16 protein-coding genes, 1 tRNA gene and 3 pseudogenes are annotated in these 16604 nt (G+C 70.9%); 8 read left to right on the top strand and 12 right to left on the bottom strand.

Annotated elements, in window-relative coordinates:
* Positions 1-11 precede the first annotated feature (11 nt).
* Positions 12-677, bottom strand: coding sequence for a response regulator (locus ACIOHP_RS43315; RefSeq protein ID WP_401896244.1), 666 nt, complete (start codon positions 675-677; stop codon positions 12-14).
* Positions 674-1627, bottom strand: coding sequence for a sensor histidine kinase (locus ACIOHP_RS43310; RefSeq protein WP_361546121.1), 954 nt, complete (start codon positions 1625-1627; stop codon positions 674-676). Before ACIOHP_RS43310 ends, ACIOHP_RS43315 begins: the two co-directional genes overlap by 4 nt.
* 347 nt (positions 1628-1974) lie before the next feature.
* On the opposite strand from ACIOHP_RS43310, the gene ACIOHP_RS43305 reads away from it, so the two are divergent.
* Genes ACIOHP_RS43305 through ACIOHP_RS43295 form a run of 3 tightly spaced genes read left to right on the top strand, consistent with a single transcriptional unit; the run spans position 1975 to position 3509 of the window.
* Positions 1975-2301 (top strand): TraR/DksA family transcriptional regulator, encoded by a 327-nt coding sequence (locus ACIOHP_RS43305; protein WP_401896241.1) that lies wholly within the window; start codon positions 1975-1977, stop codon positions 2299-2301.
* Positions 2302-2346: 45 nt separating this feature from the next.
* Complete coding sequence (locus ACIOHP_RS43300; protein ID WP_401896238.1) at positions 2347-2715, top strand: TraR/DksA family transcriptional regulator; 369 nt, start codon at positions 2347-2349, stop codon at positions 2713-2715.
* Positions 2712-3509, top strand: a complete 798-nt coding sequence (locus tag ACIOHP_RS43295) for a hypothetical protein (RefSeq protein ID WP_401896236.1) — start codon at positions 2712-2714, stop codon at positions 3507-3509. The genes ACIOHP_RS43300 and ACIOHP_RS43295 overlap by 4 nt, the downstream gene beginning before the upstream one ends.
* A 90-nt stretch (positions 3510-3599) precedes the next feature.
* Here ACIOHP_RS43295 and ACIOHP_RS43290 read toward each other — a convergent pair whose 3' ends face one another.
* From ACIOHP_RS43290 to ACIOHP_RS43265, 6 genes and pseudogenes are all read right to left on the bottom strand, one after another.
* Positions 3600-4043, bottom strand: a complete 444-nt coding sequence (locus tag ACIOHP_RS43290; RefSeq protein WP_401896233.1) for a hypothetical protein — start codon at positions 4041-4043, stop codon at positions 3600-3602.
* A 237-nt stretch (positions 4044-4280) separates the two neighbouring features.
* Positions 4281-5030: pseudogene (locus ACIOHP_RS43285) on the bottom strand (PucR family transcriptional regulator); the annotation flags it as partial.
* Positions 5021-5269 (bottom strand): annotated as a pseudogene (locus tag ACIOHP_RS43280) (SPFH domain-containing protein); the annotation flags it as partial. The pseudogenes ACIOHP_RS43280 and ACIOHP_RS43285, both read right to left, overlap by 10 nt.
* Positions 5221-5666: pseudogene (locus tag ACIOHP_RS43275) on the bottom strand (hypothetical protein). The pseudogenes ACIOHP_RS43275 and ACIOHP_RS43280, both read right to left, overlap by 49 nt.
* Positions 5667-5799: 133 nt before the next feature.
* On the bottom strand, positions 5800-7104 hold the full coding sequence (locus tag ACIOHP_RS43270) for a phytase (RefSeq protein ID WP_401896230.1): 1305 nt from the start codon (positions 7102-7104) through the stop codon (positions 5800-5802).
* Between the two features lie 191 nt (positions 7105-7295).
* Positions 7296-7751, bottom strand: a complete 456-nt coding sequence (locus tag ACIOHP_RS43265) for a hypothetical protein (RefSeq protein ID WP_401896228.1) — start codon at positions 7749-7751, stop codon at positions 7296-7298.
* Between the two features lie 147 nt (positions 7752-7898).
* On the opposite strand from ACIOHP_RS43265, the gene ACIOHP_RS43260 reads away from it, so the two are divergent.
* Entirely contained in the window at positions 7899-9047 is a 1149-nt protein-coding gene (locus tag ACIOHP_RS43260; protein WP_401896226.1) for a serine hydrolase domain-containing protein, read from the top strand.
* Positions 9048-9150: 103 nt separating this feature from the next.
* Here the strand turns inward: ACIOHP_RS43260 and ACIOHP_RS43255 are convergent, their stop codons facing one another.
* Positions 9151-9789: a dihydrofolate reductase family protein gene (locus tag ACIOHP_RS43255; RefSeq protein ID WP_401896224.1), complete on the bottom strand. Its 639-nt coding sequence runs from the start codon at positions 9787-9789 to the stop codon at positions 9151-9153.
* A 263-nt stretch (positions 9790-10052) separates the two neighbouring features.
* Between ACIOHP_RS43255 and ACIOHP_RS43250 the strand changes: the two genes are divergently transcribed.
* Positions 10053-10129: transfer RNA gene (locus ACIOHP_RS43250), tRNA-Met, on the top strand.
* Between the two features lie 85 nt (positions 10130-10214).
* Here ACIOHP_RS43250 and ACIOHP_RS43245 read toward each other — a convergent pair.
* The 3 genes from ACIOHP_RS43245 to ACIOHP_RS43235 all read right to left on the bottom strand — a co-directional run bounded on the left by ACIOHP_RS43245 (position 10215) and on the right by ACIOHP_RS43235 (position 12326).
* The gene (locus tag ACIOHP_RS43245; RefSeq protein WP_401896223.1) at positions 10215-11132 is read right to left on the bottom strand and encodes an aminoglycoside phosphotransferase family protein; all 918 of its coding nucleotides are present in this window, start codon (positions 11130-11132) and stop codon (positions 10215-10217) included.
* A 181-nt stretch (positions 11133-11313) separates the two neighbouring features.
* The gene (gene infA / locus ACIOHP_RS43240) at positions 11314-11538 is read right to left on the bottom strand and encodes a translation initiation factor IF-1 (RefSeq protein WP_232648077.1); all 225 of its coding nucleotides are present in this window, start codon (positions 11536-11538) and stop codon (positions 11314-11316) included.
* A complete protein-coding gene (locus tag ACIOHP_RS43235) occupies positions 11535-12326 on the bottom strand; it encodes a GNAT family N-acetyltransferase (protein WP_401896221.1) in 792 nt (263 codons plus the stop codon). Before ACIOHP_RS43235 ends, infA begins: the two co-directional genes overlap by 4 nt.
* A gap of 338 nt (positions 12327-12664) precedes the next feature.
* On the opposite strand from ACIOHP_RS43235, the gene ACIOHP_RS43230 reads away from it, so the two are divergent.
* The 3 genes from ACIOHP_RS43230 to ACIOHP_RS43220 are packed head-to-tail and all read left to right on the top strand — an operon-like array spanning position 12665 to position 16585.
* Positions 12665-13525 carry an ABC transporter ATP-binding protein gene (locus ACIOHP_RS43230; RefSeq protein ID WP_401896220.1) on the top strand — a complete coding sequence of 287 codons (861 nt, stop codon included), beginning with the start codon at positions 12665-12667 and terminating at the stop codon, positions 13523-13525.
* Complete coding sequence (locus ACIOHP_RS43225; RefSeq protein ID WP_401896219.1) at positions 13522-14514, top strand: iron-siderophore ABC transporter substrate-binding protein; 993 nt, start codon at positions 13522-13524, stop codon at positions 14512-14514. The genes ACIOHP_RS43230 and ACIOHP_RS43225 overlap by 4 nt, the downstream gene beginning before the upstream one ends.
* Before the next feature lie 4 nt (positions 14515-14518).
* The gene (locus tag ACIOHP_RS43220) at positions 14519-16585 is read left to right on the top strand and encodes an iron ABC transporter permease (protein ID WP_401896217.1); all 2067 of its coding nucleotides are present in this window, start codon (positions 14519-14521) and stop codon (positions 16583-16585) included.
* Positions 16586-16604: the final 19 nt, after the last annotated feature.

The following is a 16604-nucleotide window of genomic DNA, read 5'->3' as shown; positions in this document are numbered from 1 at the left end:
GCCGCCCGGGATCAGGCTTCGATGAGGCCTGCGCGGATGGCGTAGCGGGTGAGCTCCAGTCTGTCGCGCATGCCGAGCTTGTGCAGCAAGTTCGCCCGATGCCGGTGGACGGTCTTGATGCTGATGAAGAGCATCTCGGCGATCTCCTTGGAGGAGTAGCCCTCGGCGACGACCTTGAGCACCTCCTCTTCCCGCGGGGTGAGGATCTGCTCGGGGGGTTCGTCGCCGTGCCGGACGCGGTCGAGGTAAGTGCGGATGAGGGCGCTGACGGCGCCCGGGTAGAGGAAGGGCTCGTCGCGCATGGCGGCCCGGCAGGCGGCGACCAGGTCGCGGTCGGCCACCGACTTCAGTACGTATCCGCTGGCGCCGGCCTTCAGTGCCTGGAAGAAGTACTGCTCGTTGTCGTGCATGGTCAGCATCAGCACGCGCAGGTCCGGCTTGAGCGCGAGCAGTTCACGGGTGGCCTGCAGACCGGTCATCCGGGGCATGGCGATGTCGAGGACGGCCAGGTCGACGTCGTGGGTGCGGGCCAGGGCGATGGCCTCGGCGCCGTCCCCGGCCTCGACGACGACCTGCAGGTCGGGCTCCCGGTCGAGGATGAGCCGCACGCCGCGCCGCACCAGTGCGTGGTCGTCGGCGAGGAGAATACGGATCACGGGTGTGTCGGTTGTCGTCATGACTGCTTCCTCGAAACGGGCGTACTCAGCCGCACCTGCGTACCGGCCCGCGGCCGGGAGGTGACGTCCAGGGTGGCCCCGATGAGCAGGGCGCGCTCACGCATCCCCCGCATTCCGGCGCCTTCGCGCGCCATGCCGGTGCCACGGCCGTCGTCCGTGACGGCGAGCACCACCGTTTCCTCACTGTGGCGCAGGCTCACCTCGACGCGGTCGGCCTCGGCGTGGCGGGCCGCGTTGGTCAGGGCCTCCTGGGCGACGCGGTACAGCACCAGTTCGGTCTCCTGATCCAGTGCGGGCAGGCCGGCGTCGAAGCGGCGCACCACCCGTAGCCCGGTGTGGGTGGCGAACTCGGTGGTCAGCGAGGTGAGCGCGCTGACCAGCCCCAGGTCCTCCAGAACGCCCGGCCGCAGTCGGCGCACCAGGCGGCGCACCTCGTCCAGGCTCTGCCGGGTGATCTCCTGCGCCTGCCGCAACTCACCCCGCAGGGGCCCCTCCGCCTCGTCCGCGGCCCGCTTCAGGCCCAGCAGGATCGCCGTCATGCTCTGTCCGACCTCGTCGTGGAGCTCCTGGGCGATGCGACGTCGCTCGGCCTCCTGCGCGAGCAGCGCGCGGGCACTGCTGGCGGCCCGTTCGAGTTCCAGCCTCTCCAGCATGGCGTTGAAGGTGCGGATCAGCTCGGCGATCCCACCACGGCCGCTTTCCGGCAGCCGTTGCCCCGGGCGCAGCAGGTCGACGGTGGTCATCAGCCTGGTGAGCCGGTCCAGGGGGGCGAGTCCGATCCGCAGCAGGGCCGCGTTGGCGATCAGCATGACCGCCAGGCCGGCCACCAGGATGACCGCTTCGGTCAGCAGGACCGGAACGGAAACGGTCACCGGAGCCCACAGCAGCAACGCGGTCGCGGCCCCCAGTACCACGGCATTGAAGGCGAAGATCCGCCAGAACAGCGACACCGCGATGACGCCTTTCTCTCCGTGACACGGCTTGGTCTCTCGTATCGGTCGCCGCGTCTCCGGCACGCGTCGCAGCCATTGCTCCGGACCGTCTTGCCGCCAGCTTGCCCAGGCTCGGCCGTTTCGTCGATGGGCTCCGATACCCATTTCCGCTGCCGCTGCGACCGCACCGTCGTGGAGCCCCGGCCGACCGCAGATGGGTATCGCGCCCGATGGGTTTCGGGCGATGCGTCGGCCACGGTGAGGGGGTGGCCCAACCCCGTGACCGCCGGGCCACCCAGGAACTGGGCCTGCCCTCGGCGGGCCCAGTTCCGTACACCACCCTCTCGTCGAAGGAAGGGCCTGACATGTCTCTCGACACACGCCGGACCGAACCCTGGCTCGAACGTCTGACAGCACACGAGGCACGCCAGCGTCTCGAGCACGAGCGCGGCACCCGGCTGACACAGCTGCGGGCCATCGACGAGACCGGCCAGGCCGCGACGGAACCGTTGCTGTCGGCACAGAAGGACACGATCAAGCGGGTACTCAAGGAGATCGACGCCGCCTTCACTCGCCTCCAGGACGGCAGTTACGGCATCTGCCGGGGCTGCTCCACGGCCATACCGGTCGAGCGCCTGGAAATCCTGCCCTACACGCGGCACTGCGTCCCCTGCCAACGCGACGCCGCCTGATCACCGCCCAGCCAGCCCGCTCTCCCGCCCGACCCAAGGGGTGAAGTGGTGAACCGACAGATCACCGCCGACCGCGAGACGACCCTGCCGCTCGACGACCTGACCGCACTGCGAGACCACCTGCTGGAGCAGCGCCTGTTCCGCGAGGCCCAGCTCCAGCAGCTCGCCGGTGCCACTGCGCCCGGCGCGCACCTCGACCGGCAGGCCGCCTCCCACCGCGAGGTCCACATCAAGCTCGCCGATGCCGCCCGCATGGTCCTCGCCGACGTGGAAGCAGCCCTGACGCGTATGGATCAAGGCATCTACGGTGCCTGCCACCTGTGCCGCAAGCCCATCGACCACGCGCGTTTGGCGATCGTGCCGCAAGCCCGCTACTGCGCCCGCTGCCAACACGTCAGGGAGGCCGGGCTGTGACGCCGACAGCCCTGCCCCGTAGCGTGACTGCCCCGAACCGGACCTGGCCGTTGTACCGCTCCTGCTCCGGCATCGCCCTCGACCTCGGCAGCGCCCGTACCCGTGCCTGGGTGTCCGTGCGCGGCACCATCCTCGACGTACCCACGGTGGCGTTGCACGGTGACGGTGATGTCCACCCCATCCGGCGCGGCACCATCGTCGACACTCCGGCAACGGCTCGGATGCTCGACCGGCTGCTGCGCCACCGCCTGCCCCGCTTCGGCCGTCGTCTGATCGTCCTGACCACACCCGTCCTGGGCGGGATCGCCTTTCGTACCGAAGCCCGCAGCGCGCTGGAAACGCTGCGGCCGCACACCGTGCTGACCGTCCCGTCCGCCCGAGCCGTGGCCACGGCCGCCGGTGCCGATCTGGCCCGGCCTCTGCTCGTGGTGGACATCGGCGCCCACGTCACGGAGGCCGTTCTGCTCACCTACGGCAGCGTGACCGACGCCCGCCGCACCCTGCTCGGCACCAGCGACCTCGACAGCCGGACCCCGGCCACGCAGATCGCGGACGCGGTCACGGAGATGGTGACCCTGATGGTGGAACAGGACCGCACCCCGCAGACGTTCGACGCCCTGCAGCGTGGCGTTCTTCTGGCAGGCGGAGGCGCGCTGCGCGCCGACATCACCCACGGCCTCGCCATACGGCTGGGCCATCGGGTCCGGCCCGTACCCGCCCCGCACACCGCCGCCGTCCGGGGTGCCGCCACGCTCCTGGATTCCGCTCGCGTCCACCCCTCGACCGCGGCATAGGAAGCAGGACGGCGAAGTGTCGTCGTCGCTGGAGCCGACGCCCGGGCGTCGAGCGACCGCTGATCGACGGGCCTTCAGCACTCGTCGAGGTCAGTCACCAGGGCGCAAGTCCTCGGGCTCTGCCGGGAATGGCGCTCGTCCGACGGTGACACGACGGTAGGCGGCCCGGGCATGGACGATCCGGGCGAGCACCGTGCCGACAAGAGCGGCCGCACACAGACTGGCGAGCCAGAAGGTGTCCCTGGGCGCGGCCCAGGTGAGGGTGCCCACGGGTGGGATCGCGAAGCCGTTGAGGAACAGCCAGCACAGCACCGCCGTGCCGGGGGCGGCGGTGAAGCGGGCGCACAATCCCAGTGCGACAGCCAGCAAGGACAGCCCGGCCAGGGCGACACCGGGGCGGTCCGTGCCCACGAAGACGTTGTGCAGCGCCACCAGGACCAGGGCACCGCCAAAGGCCGTGGCCCACACCAGCGGGGTGGCAACCGGTCGGGGGACGGGCCGTACCCCAGGACTGAGGGACACCCACTCGATCATGCTGACGCTTCCCCTTCCGGTCCTCCCCCGCGCCCGCGGGACGCCGGCCGCTCCGGCCGTACGGACCCCTGGGCGCAGATTGTCCCACTCGACCGTCAGCAGTACCGCCCCTCGGGCCGACAGCACGCCGTCACCGGGAATCGGCGTGCGCGCACCATGACCTGACGACACGTGAGCAACGCCGACTGCCGGTCGTCGACCATCGCGACGGGTGGGCGGTTGAGGGATGCCGTAGGCCTAAGCAGAGGTGCCGACCGGGTCCAGGGGTCTGGTCGGCCAGTCGAGCAGGCGGGCGCCGATCACCGCGGTCTGCAGGGTGTAGCGGTGGCCGGGGTCGGTCGGGTCGTTGCCGGTCAGGGTGCGGATGCGGTCGAGCCGGTAGGTGAGCGCGCGCACGCTGAGGGACAGCCGCCGGGCCGCGGCCGCGGCCACGCAGCCGCTGTCGAAGTAGGCGGTGAGCGTGTCGAGCAGGGGCCGCGCTCCACCGCGTGCCTGTTCCAGCGGCCCCACGGTGCTGCGTACCAGGTCCACCAGCGCCTGCCGGTCCCGGGCCAGGACGGGGAAGACCAGCAGATCGGCGGCGCGCAGCAACGGCTCGTCGAGGCCCATGCGCTGAGCCACGTCGAGCGCGTTGAGTGCTTCTTCGTAGCTGTGTCCGATGCCGATCGTGCCCGGTCCGGGTCGGCCGATGGCGGCCTGGGCGTGGCCGGTTGCGGCGTAGGCGTGCTTGGCGAAATATGTGAGGACGTCGTCCTGGTCGGCGGGGGCGACGCACACCATCCGGCCGTCCTTGGTGGTGAACAGGATCCTGCGGTTCTCGAAACGCGCGAACACCACCGCGTGGGCGCGGGACAGCCGCAGCCCGAACCGTGCGGAGCGCGCGGCGAGTTGGCCCGGGTCGCCGCGACCGTGCAGCAGGTCGTCGATGAACTCCCGGCGGGCGGCCTCTTCTTTGCGGATGACGAGTCGCTGTGCGCGCTCGTATCCGCCTCTTCCGCGCCCTGTCCCGCGAAGGCCGCCCGGTCACGGATGACGTTCTCCACCGACATGCGCCCCACGATGGCGCGCAGCGCACCCGACAGCACCTCCTGAGTGAAGCCGACGATGCCGTCCTGCTGCATCAAGAACCGCTGTGCGGCGGCCCGGATGGAGTCCTCCGTGCCACCGACCCTGACGATCACGACACCGTCCAGATTCGCCTTGACCCCGCGCAGAGTGACAGCGCCGCCTCCACCCACACCTCGGCGCCGCGCGCCACCGGACCCGCGCTGCACTCGGCGAACTTGACGGACTGACCGGCGAGTTGGAGCAGGACCTCGCCGTAGCCGTCCGCCGGGATGGCTGTGACCACGTTGCCCGACGTACCCAAAAGGTCGTTCCCGGTCGGGGTGAGGGCTGTCTGATCACGCATCAGGACACGGCTGAAGCGGTACGTCAGCCATGCGGTGCCCACGCCGCACACGACACCCACAGCCGTGGCGCCTCCGGGACCGGCAACGACAACCACCCGTCGAACGCCCCGTCCAGCGCACCGTCGAGAACGCCGTCCAGTACGCCGTCCAAGACCAGCGACAGGGCGAGCAGCACCACCCCCGTGATGCCGAGTCCGAGAAACCAGGCCATGTGTGCCGTCCCCCTCTCGCCCGTCGCTGATCTCCGGCTTGATGAGATCCTCACACGGGCCGAGGGCTCGCTTCATTGCCGCGTTCCGGCAGTCTTCACGCGCTCCCGGTGCCGGACCCGGCCCCGTGGGGAGTCATCTGTCGGTGGCGTCCACGACCGCGCCGAGGTCGACGAACTTGAAGCCGGTCGCCGTACGTGTGCCGCCCTCGCCGTCCGGCACCTCAGGTGTCTCCTGACCGTCCTGGACGACGAGGAGACCGTGCGGATAGCGGTCGCCCAGGGGGGCGTTCAGGACGGCCGCTCCGTCGCACTCCTCCACGCTGTCGAGGGTCGGCGAGGCCGCAGCGATCCGGAAGCCGCCCTCGTACTCGTTGCCTTCGCTCACCTCGCGGTCGTACAGGGCGAAGGTGTTGTCGCCCTGGCTGGAGGCAAGCAAGTAGCCGTCTCCGTCGGACTCTTGATAGAGCGTCAGGCCTTCGACGTCGGCCGAAAGGCGAGTGCCGCCGTATCCGGGGTCGGCGCCCGGCGTGCACTCCTCGCTCTCCTCGTCGTACGTCCCCGGCACGCCGTACTCCTTGACCTTGTCCACGAGGACCGGCTTGCCGGTGAGGTCCGCGCGCAGTCGCCAGATGCCCACGTCCTCCTGGCCGGCGTAGAGGGTGCCGGTGGCCGGGTCGACGACCATGCCCTCGATCTGCGGGAGTTCGCCGGGCTCCAGGCAGGGGGTCCAGGAGGTGCCGTTCGGGAGACGGAAGGAGGACGGCAGGTCGAGGGTGCGGACCTTGCGGTAGCCGACGGTGCCGCCAGCGGCCGGGACGAGTTCGAGCAGCGCCAGGCGGGTGCGTTCGCGCTGGCTGGCGAGGGCGTACGACCGTCCCGTGGTCGTGTCCTTCCAGGTGGCCAGGCCGTACGCGGTGCGCTGGTCGTTGATCTCGGCCTGGTCGGCGGAGAAGACGGGTGCGGCGGCCGGGTCGGTGATGTCGGTCAGGGGCCCGCCGGGATGGGAGGGGGCGATGCGGTAGATCCGCAGGCGGTCGTTGCCGCGGTCACTCACGACCGCCACGTCGGCTCGGCCGGTCGAGGTCCGCAGGCCGGATACGAGGTCGACGTTGTTGAAGCGGCCCGGGGCGTCGTCCTCGGTGGGCGGTTTCGGGGCCGGCAGTGACTGCACGAGGCGGGCGTCCAGACCGTAGACCCGCAGGCCGCCTTCCTTGGCGGTGGCCACGACGAGGCTGCGTCCGGGGTGCGTCGGGTTGCGCCAGATCGCGGGGTCGTCGGCGTCGGAGTTGCCGCCGGCCTCGTCGTCGTACAGTGCGGCGGTCTCGCTCGTGGCGGTCACCGTCGGCAGGTCCGCCGCGGTCACGGGGGACGCGGCGAGGACGGTGGCCAGCACGGCGATGGCCGCCGCCCTTCGTGCGGTGCGGTGCGTCGTTCTCACGGGCGCTTCCTTACCGTCGAGAGTGCCATGGACATGCAGATCCTGCGGGCGGAAGCTTGCGCACAGAAGACCGTCACCTGTCCATCAGCCGCCGCCAGTACGGCAGTAGGCCGGCTGAAGTTGGCCGGAAGGCCACCCGAAGTCTCGACACGCGGGCCCGTATGCGTCAGGGCGTGCCTCGCAAGCGGTCTTCAGGGCTGTCCTGTGTGCTCCACCGTCTGCTCCTCCTGCACCGTCAGCGTGCCGATCGCCGTCGCGCTCACACCGGCCAGGAACGCGACGGCCGTTGCGGCGCCGGCGACCGCGAGCAGCAGGCGCGGTCGGCCTCGCCGCACGGGCGGCTGCGGGGCCGGTGCGGGGAGAGGCCGCGCGCCCATCGCGAGTTCCCGGCGGGTGGCCACCCATTGCCGGGTGTCCTCGGCGCCGAGGCCGCAGGCGACGAGGAAGGCGACGAGAACGGCTTCACGCGGCAGGCGATCCCGGCGGAGCATGGTCGCCGCCGTCGAGTACGGGAGCACCTCGCCCTCGGCGTGTGCCGCGCGCTCCAACTCCCGGTAGCTGAGGCCCGACCAGGCCTTGAGACGGCGCAACTCGGCCATGAACGCGGCCTCTCCTGCGGTGGGGGTCGGCACGGGCGGTGGCGTCACAGGGGTGTCCCTCCGATGGGGTGGGCGACGCTGACCTGCGCGTACAGGAACTCGCACAAGCTCGCACAGCCCCTGTGTTGAAGGGGCCGGGGAGCGGCGGTCAGCCTCGGCCTCACATCTGTCGTCGTCGTTGTCTTGGAGGCATGCGTGGCTCTCCCCGGTTCCCTCGTGCTGTTGCTCGTGCTCGCACTCGTCGGGTGCTCGGATGTCCACACCGTGGGCGGAACAGGGACCGGCGGCGGGAAGGAGGCAGCAGCCTCGGCGCGGGACACGATCGACCCGGCCGTCGAACGCTTCCTCGATGAGGCACTCCCCGAGGGGCCTGGCATCACGGTGGCCACCGCGAGAGGGGACAGGCTCACGCACTGCGCGGGGCGCGGACTGTCCGACCATGCCGCGAAGACCCCCGCGACCTGCGACACCGTGTACGACGTCATGTCGATCACGAAGCAGTTCACCGCGGCGGCGATCCTGAAGCTGGAGATGAACGGCAAGGTCCACGTCGGCGACCCGATCGGCACGTATCTCGGGCGCGTGCCCGGCGACAAGAAGGACATCACCCTGCACCAGCTCCTCACCCACACGGCGGGCCTGCCCCAGTCGCTCGGCGACGACTACGACCCGCTCACGCGCGCGCAGATGCTGGCCCAGGCGATGAAGACCCCACTGCAATCGGCTCCCGGCAAGGAGTTCCACTACTCGAACCTCGGCTACAGCCTGCTCGCCGCGATCATCGAGAAGGTCTCCGGGCAGAGCTACGAACACTTCCTCGCCCAGCACCTGTTCCGGCCCGCCGGGATGACCCGCACCGGTTACGTGCTGCCCGACTGGCAGCGCGCGCAGGTCGCCGTCGAGTACGACCGGCACGGACGTTCCCAGGGACGGCCGATGGACCACCCGTGGGCGCCTGACGGGCCGTACTGGAATCTGCGCGGCAACGGCGGCATGCTCACCACCGCCCGCGACATGTTCCACTGGCACCGCGTCCTCACCGGCGAAACCGTGCTGTCCACCGCCGCGAAACTGAAGCTGTTCGCCCCACACGTGCGGGTGCCCGAGGTGGACGGTGCTTACGGGTACGGCTGGGTCGTCATCGACTCCGACGATGACCGGTTCGCTTGGCACGACGGGGGCAACGACTGGTCCCTGGCGACCGTCGCGGAGTTCCACCGCGACGACACGATGGTGTTCTGGGTGAGCAACCAGGCCTACCGCAAGGGGAAGTGGAACCTTGAGGACGATCACGTCGAGCTGACACAAGACATCGCCGACCGGGTACGGCACCCCGCCCCCTGACACCATCGGGCTGCCGGGGCCTCGTCCCGGTGGCACCCTCAGGCGCCCGCCCGGGCCGGCACGAGCAGGGCCGGGGCGAGCGCCGCCACCGTTTCCGGGCGTGTCAGCGGCGGACCAGGACGGCGTGTGTGACGGTCGGGGAGCCGACCAGCTCGGCCACCCGGTAGCCGTCGATCCCCTCCCCCAGATTCTCGAGCAGCCGCTCCCCACGTCCGATGAGCATCGGCGCGATCACCAGGTGGAGCTCGTCGATCAGCCTGGCGCGCAGATACTGCTGGATGACCGCCGCGCCCCCGCCGATCCGGACGTCTTTGCCGTCCGCGGCGTCGAAAGCACGTTGCAGCACCGTCTCCACCGGCTCGTCGGTGAAGTGGAAGACGGTTCCGCCGGCCATCTCCAGCGCGGGGCGCACATGGTGCGTGTGCACGAAAACGTCGTGGTGGTAGGGCGGATTGTCGCCCCACCAGCCTTTCCAGGCCTCGTCCTCCCACGGCCCGCGCTGCGGCCCGAACATGTTCCGCCCCATGATCGTGGCGCCGATGTTCTGGTCGCCGCGGACGAAGTAGTCGACATCGATTCCGGTCTTGCCCGCGGCGGAGTCCTCCATCGCGGAGACGAACCAGCTGTGCAGCTCGTCACCCCAGCCGACGCCGTCACCGAAGGGGGCGTCCAGTCGCTGGTTCGTGCCGGCGACGAAGCCGTCGAGGGAGATCGTCACGTTGTGTACCCGGACCTTGGGCATGGCCTTCACCTCTCGTGTTGATGGCCTTCTCTCACCCCTGCGTCGAACACAGCCTGCCTGGATCGACATCCGTGCGCATATTTTCTTCCGGCGGGCCCCACTGCTGCCCCGCACACGGCCGCCGGCTCTGACCGAAGGACGTCACCAGCGCACTCAATTACGCCTGACTGCGGCCCGGTTGGGGTGTCGACCGCACCCCTCGCCGTGATGCCGGGGCGTTGGTGAATCTCCGCCCCCGGGATGGCGTAGGCTGTGCGTACCGACGCGGGGTGGAGCAGCTCGGTAGCTCGCTGGGCTCATAACCCAGAGGTCGCAGGTTCAAATCCTGTCCCCGCTACCAAGGATCCGGCCCCCTTCCTCACTGGAAGGGGGCCGGAGTCGTATCCACGTCGGCAGGGGCCAGTTCACCTGGGCCCTGGGTGGGGTCAGCGGTGGGCCGTCGCGGTCAGGCGGCGTAGTGCGGCGTGGGCGGGCGGGCCCCAGGTGGGCTTGCCGCCGGGGCGGCCGTGGTCGCCGGCGTCCGCGATGTGGATGCAGGCGAGGGCACGCAGCACTGCCCAGCCGCGGGCGCGGCGCAGGGTCGCGGCGTCCGGGTTCGGGTGGTAGCTGTCGTAGAAGCGGTCGACGGCGCCGTCCGGCAGGAGTATCCAAGGGGCGGCGAGGTCGCAGGCGGGATCGCCGGCGAAGAGGTCACCGAAGTCGATCACACCGCAGATGGTGCCGTCCGCGGTGAGGACGTTGGCCGGATGCAGGTCGCCATGGAGCCACAGGTCCGGGCCCGCCCAGTCGGGGGCCGCGGCGGCGTCTTCCCAGACCGCGCGGACGGCGTCCGGGTCGGGGATCAGCCCCAGCTCGGTGGCCGAGGCGAACATCTTGGCGAACCCCTCGGCATGGTCGGCCAGCGGCCCTCCCCGGTCGCGGCCGGCGGGCGCCCCTGTGGGCGCGGGTCGGTGCAGAGCCGTCAGGAAGGCGGCCAGGGTGTCGGCCGCTTCCGTGGCGCGCGTGGCCGGGGCGCGGTCGGCGGGCTCGCCAGGCACCCAGGTGGTGACGATCCAGGGCCGCGGAAACCGCTCGGAGGGCTCACCGAGGCGCTGCGGGACCGGGACCGGCAGCGGTAGGTGCGGGGCGAGCGCCGGCAGCCAGGTGTGCTCCTTGCGCAGCAGGTCGTCCGCGGACTGCGTCGCCCAGGGCAACCGGACGGCGAGGTCGTCACCGAGGCGCCACAGCTGGTTGTCCCACCCCCGCGCGCCGAGCTTCAGAGGGTGATCGGCCAGGTCCGGGTGCTGGGCGCGCAGTAAGTCCCGGACCAGCTCCGCCGTGATCTCGATCTCGGTATGGGTCATGCGAGGCCACCATAGCCGGGCACAGATCCGCCGTTCGCGATGGGCTGGATTCCCTCACTTGAGCCATCCGGACGCGTCGCACGGAGACCTGTTCCGTCCTGCGCCCGCTCCATGGCCCCGGTCACGCGAGCGCGGTGACCGGGGCCGTGGGATCAGTTGTCGCGGAAGATACCGGCCGCCGCTAGTTCCGGTACCGGAACACGATCCGGCCGCGCGTCAGGTCGTACGGCGGGAGTTCCACCAGCACCCGGTCCTCCAGCATGATCTTGATGTAGTTCTTGCGGATCTTCCCGCTGATGTGCGCGAGCACCTGGTGGCCGTTCTCGAGCTGCACGGTGAACATGGCGCTGCGCAGGCACTCGACGACCTTGCCCTCGACCTCGATGACGTTCTTGTTCCTCGTCATCGCACCAGCTCCAGGTTGCTGCTCATCGGCCGGGCGCCGATGCCCTCGAACAGCGTCGAGGCCGCGTGGTTGGTCTCCTGGACCTCGGTCCAGGCCTCGGTGAACCCGGAGCGGTGCAGCGTCCCCAGCGCGTGGGCCAGCAGTGCCCGCCCGATGCCGCGGCGCTGCTCGCCGGCCCGGACCGCGATCAGCCCGATGCGCGGCCGGATCACCGTCACCACCCGGATCAGGCCCAGGTAGCGGCCGGGCGCCGCGGCGACCGCGTATTTCGACGGGTCGACGATGGTGTCGCCTTCGGGGCGCGGAATCACCTCCGCGGGCATCGACTGCCACCCGACGGTCGCCTCGACCTCGTCACGGATCGCGCGGTCCACGGCCCTCAGCAGGTCTTCATCCGCCTGTCCGGCGGGCACGATCGTCACGCCCGGCGGCGGCAGGACTGCGTCGAGCCCCGTGGTGCGGGGGTCGGTCGGCACGGCGTACTCCCACTCGCGGCGCCGGATCGTGAACCCGGCCCGCCGCCAGCCGGCCATCACGTCGACGTCGGCTTCGTCGACCACCGTGTGCAGTGGCGCGGGCAGTTGCGTCAGCATCGCCTCGGCGAGGCGGTCGAAGGCGGCGTCGTGCCAGGCGTCGATGCTGACGAACAAGCGTCCGTCGGGCCGGTGCACGGCATGCCCGCGGCCGACCACCAGGTCGTCATCCAGTGCGTGCCATTGCCTGTCCGCGACGCGCGTGATCATCACGGCGTTCTCGCCCAGGCCGGAGGTGAAAGGTTTTGTGTTCATCGGAGTCTCCCTCCAGGAGTGCCTCGATCTCAGGCGCTCCTGGCGACACCGAACGTCAGCCGCCGGACCGTGACGGGTTGGGGGAGCACCCACGGGTAACTGTGTTCACGGGGCTCACCTCCATACGACGACTTCACGGTCCACCGCGAACGTAGCAGCGGGGTGCGGGCTCGCTCAAAGCCTTTTTCACGAGCCCGGATGCGATCATGATCCGGTCTTCTGGAGGCGCGCGCCCGGTCGCTCACGACCGTTGCCCGAGGCCGGCGGGTTTTCGGCTTGTGCGTTCCCGCTTCGAACCCCTTCCCATCGAGCAGTAAGGTTAGGCTAACCTTCACCGCGTGAATGTCGGTGAAGAGAACTCCGCGGTCAGGCGTACCCGCGGTCATGAACTGTCGGCCACGGATGTCACCGTGGCGTACGAGGGCGTGGATGTCGTGCACGGCGCGGCGTTGGCGCTGCGGCCCGGCGAAGTGACCGTGCTGGTCGGACCGAACGGGAGCGGCAAGTCGACGCTGCTGCGGACGCTCGCGCGGCTTCAGCGCCCTCGGTCCGCCACGCTCGTCATCGACACGGACGTCGACGGCCTCGCCCTGACCTCCCGTGAGTTCTCGCGCCATGTCGCCCTGTTGACGCAGGGGCGCCCCACTCCCAGTGGGCTGACCGTGCGGGACGTGGTCGAATTCGGCCGCTACCCGTACCGGGGCCGCTGGGGCAGGACGGATCCGGACGGCCGGGCGGCGGTGGACCGCGCGCTCGCCATGACGGGCGTCACGGAACTCGAAGGGCGTGGCGTCGAGCACCTGTCCGGAGGGCAGCTCCAGCGCGTATGGCTCGCCTCCTGTCTGGCGCAGGAGACCGGCGTACTCCTTCTCGACGAGCCGACGACCTACCTCGACCTGCGCTACCAGATCGAGCTTCTCGACCTGATCCGCGACCTGGCGGACGAGCACGGGATCGCCGTCGGTGCCGTCCTGCACGACCTCGACCAGGCCGCGGCCGTCGGCGACCGGATCGCTCTGCTCCACGAGGGGCGGGTCATCGCCGAGGGCCTGCCCGAGGACGTCCTGACACCCCGGCGCCTCACCGACACGTACGGCATCCGCGTCGAAGTCGACACCGACCCCGTCACGGGCCGACTGCGCACCCGCGCGGTCGGCCGGCACCACACGCGAAGCGAAAGGCTCACCACACCCTCATGAGACGCCTGCTGACGACCGCGGCGGCCGCCACCGCCGCGGCCCTCGCCCTGACCGCCTGCGGCACGACCGAGCCCGCCGCCGACAGCTCCGACGCGAAGAAGAGCGCCCAGCCCATCACGCTCACCGATGCCTCCGGAGCGAAGGTCGAACTCGACGGGCCGGCCACAAAGGTCATCGGAACCGAGTGGCACGAAGTCGAGCTGCTGATATCGCTCGGTGTCGACCCGGTCGGCGTCGCCGACGTCAAGGGCTACAAGACGTGGGACTCCGTGGTCCCGCTGAAGAACGAGCCCAAGGACATCGGCACCCGCGGCGAGCCCAGCATGGACACCATCGCCGCCCTGGCGCCGGACCTCATCGTCGCCAGCACCGATCTGCCGCCGGCCGCCGTGAAGCAACTGCGCAAGGTCGCACCGGTGTTGGAGGTGCGCTCCGCCAACGCCTCCGACCCGGTCGGGCAGATGACCGAGAACCTCGACCTCATCGCCAAGGCCACGGGCACCACCGACCGTGCCGACGCGCTCAAGAAGGAGTTCGACACCAAGGTCTCCGAGGGCAAGAAGGCCCTCGCGGAGGCCGGTCTCGGTGGCGCGGAGGTCGCCTTCGCCGACGGCTACGACATCTCCAACCAGGTCTCGATCCGGCCGTTCACCAGCGGCTCGCTCATCGGCGCGGTCAACGAGCGGCTCGGTCTGAAGAACGCCTGGACCGTCAAGGGCGACAAGGACTACGGGCTCGGCACCACCGATGTCGAGGGCCTCACCAAGCTGGGCGACGACGTGCGGTTCGCCTACATCGCCAACGACGGGGACAAGAGCAGCACGCCGTTCACCGCGGGCGGCTCCCTGTCCAAGGACAAGGTGTGGACCACGCTGCCGCTCGTGAAGAAGGGCAACGTCCACCGACTTCCCGACGGCATCTGGATGTTCGGCGGCCAGAAGTCGATGGAGGCCTACATCGACGCCCTCGTCGGCGAGCTGACGAAGTAACACCATGGCCGTCACCGCGACAACTCCCGCCACCCGTCCGCCGACGGCCACGTCCCGGACGGGCGCGGCCGCGGTGACGGCCGCACTGGTCCTGCTGGTCGCGGCCCTCGCGGTCGTCGACATCACACAGGGGACCGCCGCCGTCGGCGCCGGGGAGGTGGGCAAGGCGCTCATCGGCCGGGCCGATCCGGCCGACGCGTCCGTCGTCATCGCCTCCCGGCTGCCACGAGCAGCCGCGGGGCTGCTCGTCGGGGCCGTGCTCGGCGTTGCGGGCGCCGCCCTGCAGGCGGTCAGCCGCAACGTCCTGGCCTCGCCCGACACCCTCGCGGTGAACGCCGGCTCCTACCTGGCGCTCGGTCTGGCCGCGGTCACCGGCGTCTCGCTCCCGCTGCTCGCCTCCTCCGGCGTCGCGTTCGTCGGCGGTCTCGCGGCGGCGGCCGTCGTGCTCGGCCTGTCCGGCCTGGGGGCGGGCACCGTCCGGCTCGTCCTCGCCGGCAGTGCCCTCGCCCTGGGGCTCACCGCCATCACCGAGGGGCTGCTCCTCTTGTTCCCGCAGGAGACCGAGGGCCTCTATCAGTGGAACCAGGGCAGCATCGCCCAGAACGGCTTCGACGGCGTCGTACAGATGGCACCGGTGGGTCTCGTCGGCCTGGCCGGGCTGCTCCTGCTGGCCCGCCGCATCGACGCCCTGGGCCTGGGCGACGACGCCGCCCGCGGTTTGGGCGTCCCTGTCCGCGCCACCCGACTCACCACCGTCGTCCTCGCGGCACTGCTCTCCGCGGCCGCCGTCACCCTCGCCGGACCGATCGGCTTCGTCGGCCTGTGCGCCCCCGCCCTCGTCCGCCCCCTCGCCCGCAGGATCCGCCCGTTCACCAAGACCCGTGCGGCCCTTCCCGTCGCGGGGCTCGTGGGCGCGGTGCTGGTCATCGGCTCGGACGTGCTCCTGCGGACCTTCGTGCCGGCGGACGTCGCGGTCGCCGTACCGACCGGAGTGGCCACCAGCCTGGTCGGCGCGGTGTTCCTGATCGTGATGGCGACGCGTGTGCGGGACAGCGCGGGAGCCGCCGCGTCCGACAGGCTGCGCATCCGCAGCCGGGCCGTCTTCCTCGCCACCACGGCCGCGCTGGTGGTCGTGCTCGCCGGGGTGACGATCGCCGCCGTACTGCTGGGCGACAGCAAGCTGTTGCTCGGGGACGTGGTCAACTGGGCCCAGGGCCGGGCGGGACGGACCGTCGGTTTCGTGCTGGACACCCGGGTGCCCCGGGTCCTCGCGGCGCTCCTCGCCGGCGCGGCCCTCGCGCTGGCCGGCACGCTGGTCCAGGCCGTGACCCGCAATCCGCTCGCCGAGCCCGGCATCCTGGGCGTCTCCGGCGGGGCCGCGCTCGGTGCCGTACTCCTGGTCACGACGACGTCGGTGGCCGGATCGTGGAGCCTGGCCGGTGCCGCGTTCGCGGGCGCCGCGGTCAGTTCCGTCCTCGTGTTCGGGCTCGCCGCGCGCGGCGGGTTCCAGCAGAACCGGCTGGTCCTCGTCGGCTTCGGGGTCGCCACCGGAACCGCCGCGCTGATCAGCCTGCTCATCGTCCTGACCGACCCGTTCAACGCGACGAAGGCCCTGACCTGGCTGTCGGGGTCCACCTACGGCCGGACCCTGCCGGACGTGGTACCGCTCGCGATCGTGCTCGCGCTGGGCGTGTTCGTCGCGGTGCTGCGACGCACCGAGCTGGACCTGATATCGCTCGACGAGGACACTCCCCGGCTCCTGGGGCTCGGTCTGTCCCGCGCCCGGCTGGGATTTCTCGCGCTGAGCGTGCTACTCAGCGCGACCGCCGTGGCGGCCGCGGGCACAATCGGCTTCGTGGGCCTGGTGGCACCCCACGCGGCACGCGCCCTAGTGGGCCGTCAGCACGCCCGGGTCGTCCCGGTCGCGGTCCTCCTCGGCGCCGTACTGGTCTGCACCGCGGACCTGACGGGCCGGACCGTGATCGCGCCCGCCCAGCTCGGCGCCGGTCTGATGACGGCCGTGATCGGTACGCCGTACTTCCTCCATCTCCTCGTACGCAGCCGCCGATAGGCCCCGGGTGAGGGGGCCC

The sequence above is a fragment of the Streptomyces sp. NPDC087859 genome (assembly GCF_044742595.1).
Classification (GTDB): domain Bacteria; phylum Actinomycetota; class Actinomycetes; order Streptomycetales; family Streptomycetaceae; genus Streptomyces; species Streptomyces canus_F.
Note: the sequence above shows the minus strand (reverse complement) of the source record. Positions and strands in the feature narration are given on the sequence as shown.

Bases quoted from the DNA above. Each gene is read 5' to 3' on its own strand.
- ACIOHP_RS43315 (WP_401896244.1), bottom strand. From the start codon at position 677: ATGACGACAACCGACACACCCGTGATCCGTATTCTCCTCGCCGACGAC.
- ACIOHP_RS43305 (WP_401896241.1), top strand. From the start codon at position 1,975: ATGTCTCTCGACACACGCCGGACCGAACCCTGGCTCGAACGTCTGACA.
- ACIOHP_RS43290 (WP_401896233.1), bottom strand. From the start codon at position 4,043: ATGATCGAGTGGGTGTCCCTCAGTCCTGGGGTACGGCCCGTCCCCCGA.
- ACIOHP_RS43255 (WP_401896224.1), bottom strand. From the start codon at position 9,789: ATGCCCAAGGTCCGGGTACACAACGTGACGATCTCCCTCGACGGCTTC.
- ACIOHP_RS43245 (WP_401896223.1), bottom strand. From the start codon at position 11,132: ATGACCCATACCGAGATCGAGATCACGGCGGAGCTGGTCCGGGACTTA.
- infA (WP_232648077.1), bottom strand. From the start codon at position 11,538: ATGACGAGGAACAAGAACGTCATCGAGGTCGAGGGCAAGGTCGTCGAG.
- ACIOHP_RS43235 (WP_401896221.1), bottom strand. From the start codon at position 12,326: ATGAACACAAAACCTTTCACCTCCGGCCTGGGCGAGAACGCCGTGATG.
- ACIOHP_RS43225 (WP_401896219.1), top strand. From the start codon at position 13,522: ATGAGACGCCTGCTGACGACCGCGGCGGCCGCCACCGCCGCGGCCCTC.
- ACIOHP_RS43220 (WP_401896217.1), top strand. From the start codon at position 14,519: ATGGCCGTCACCGCGACAACTCCCGCCACCCGTCCGCCGACGGCCACG.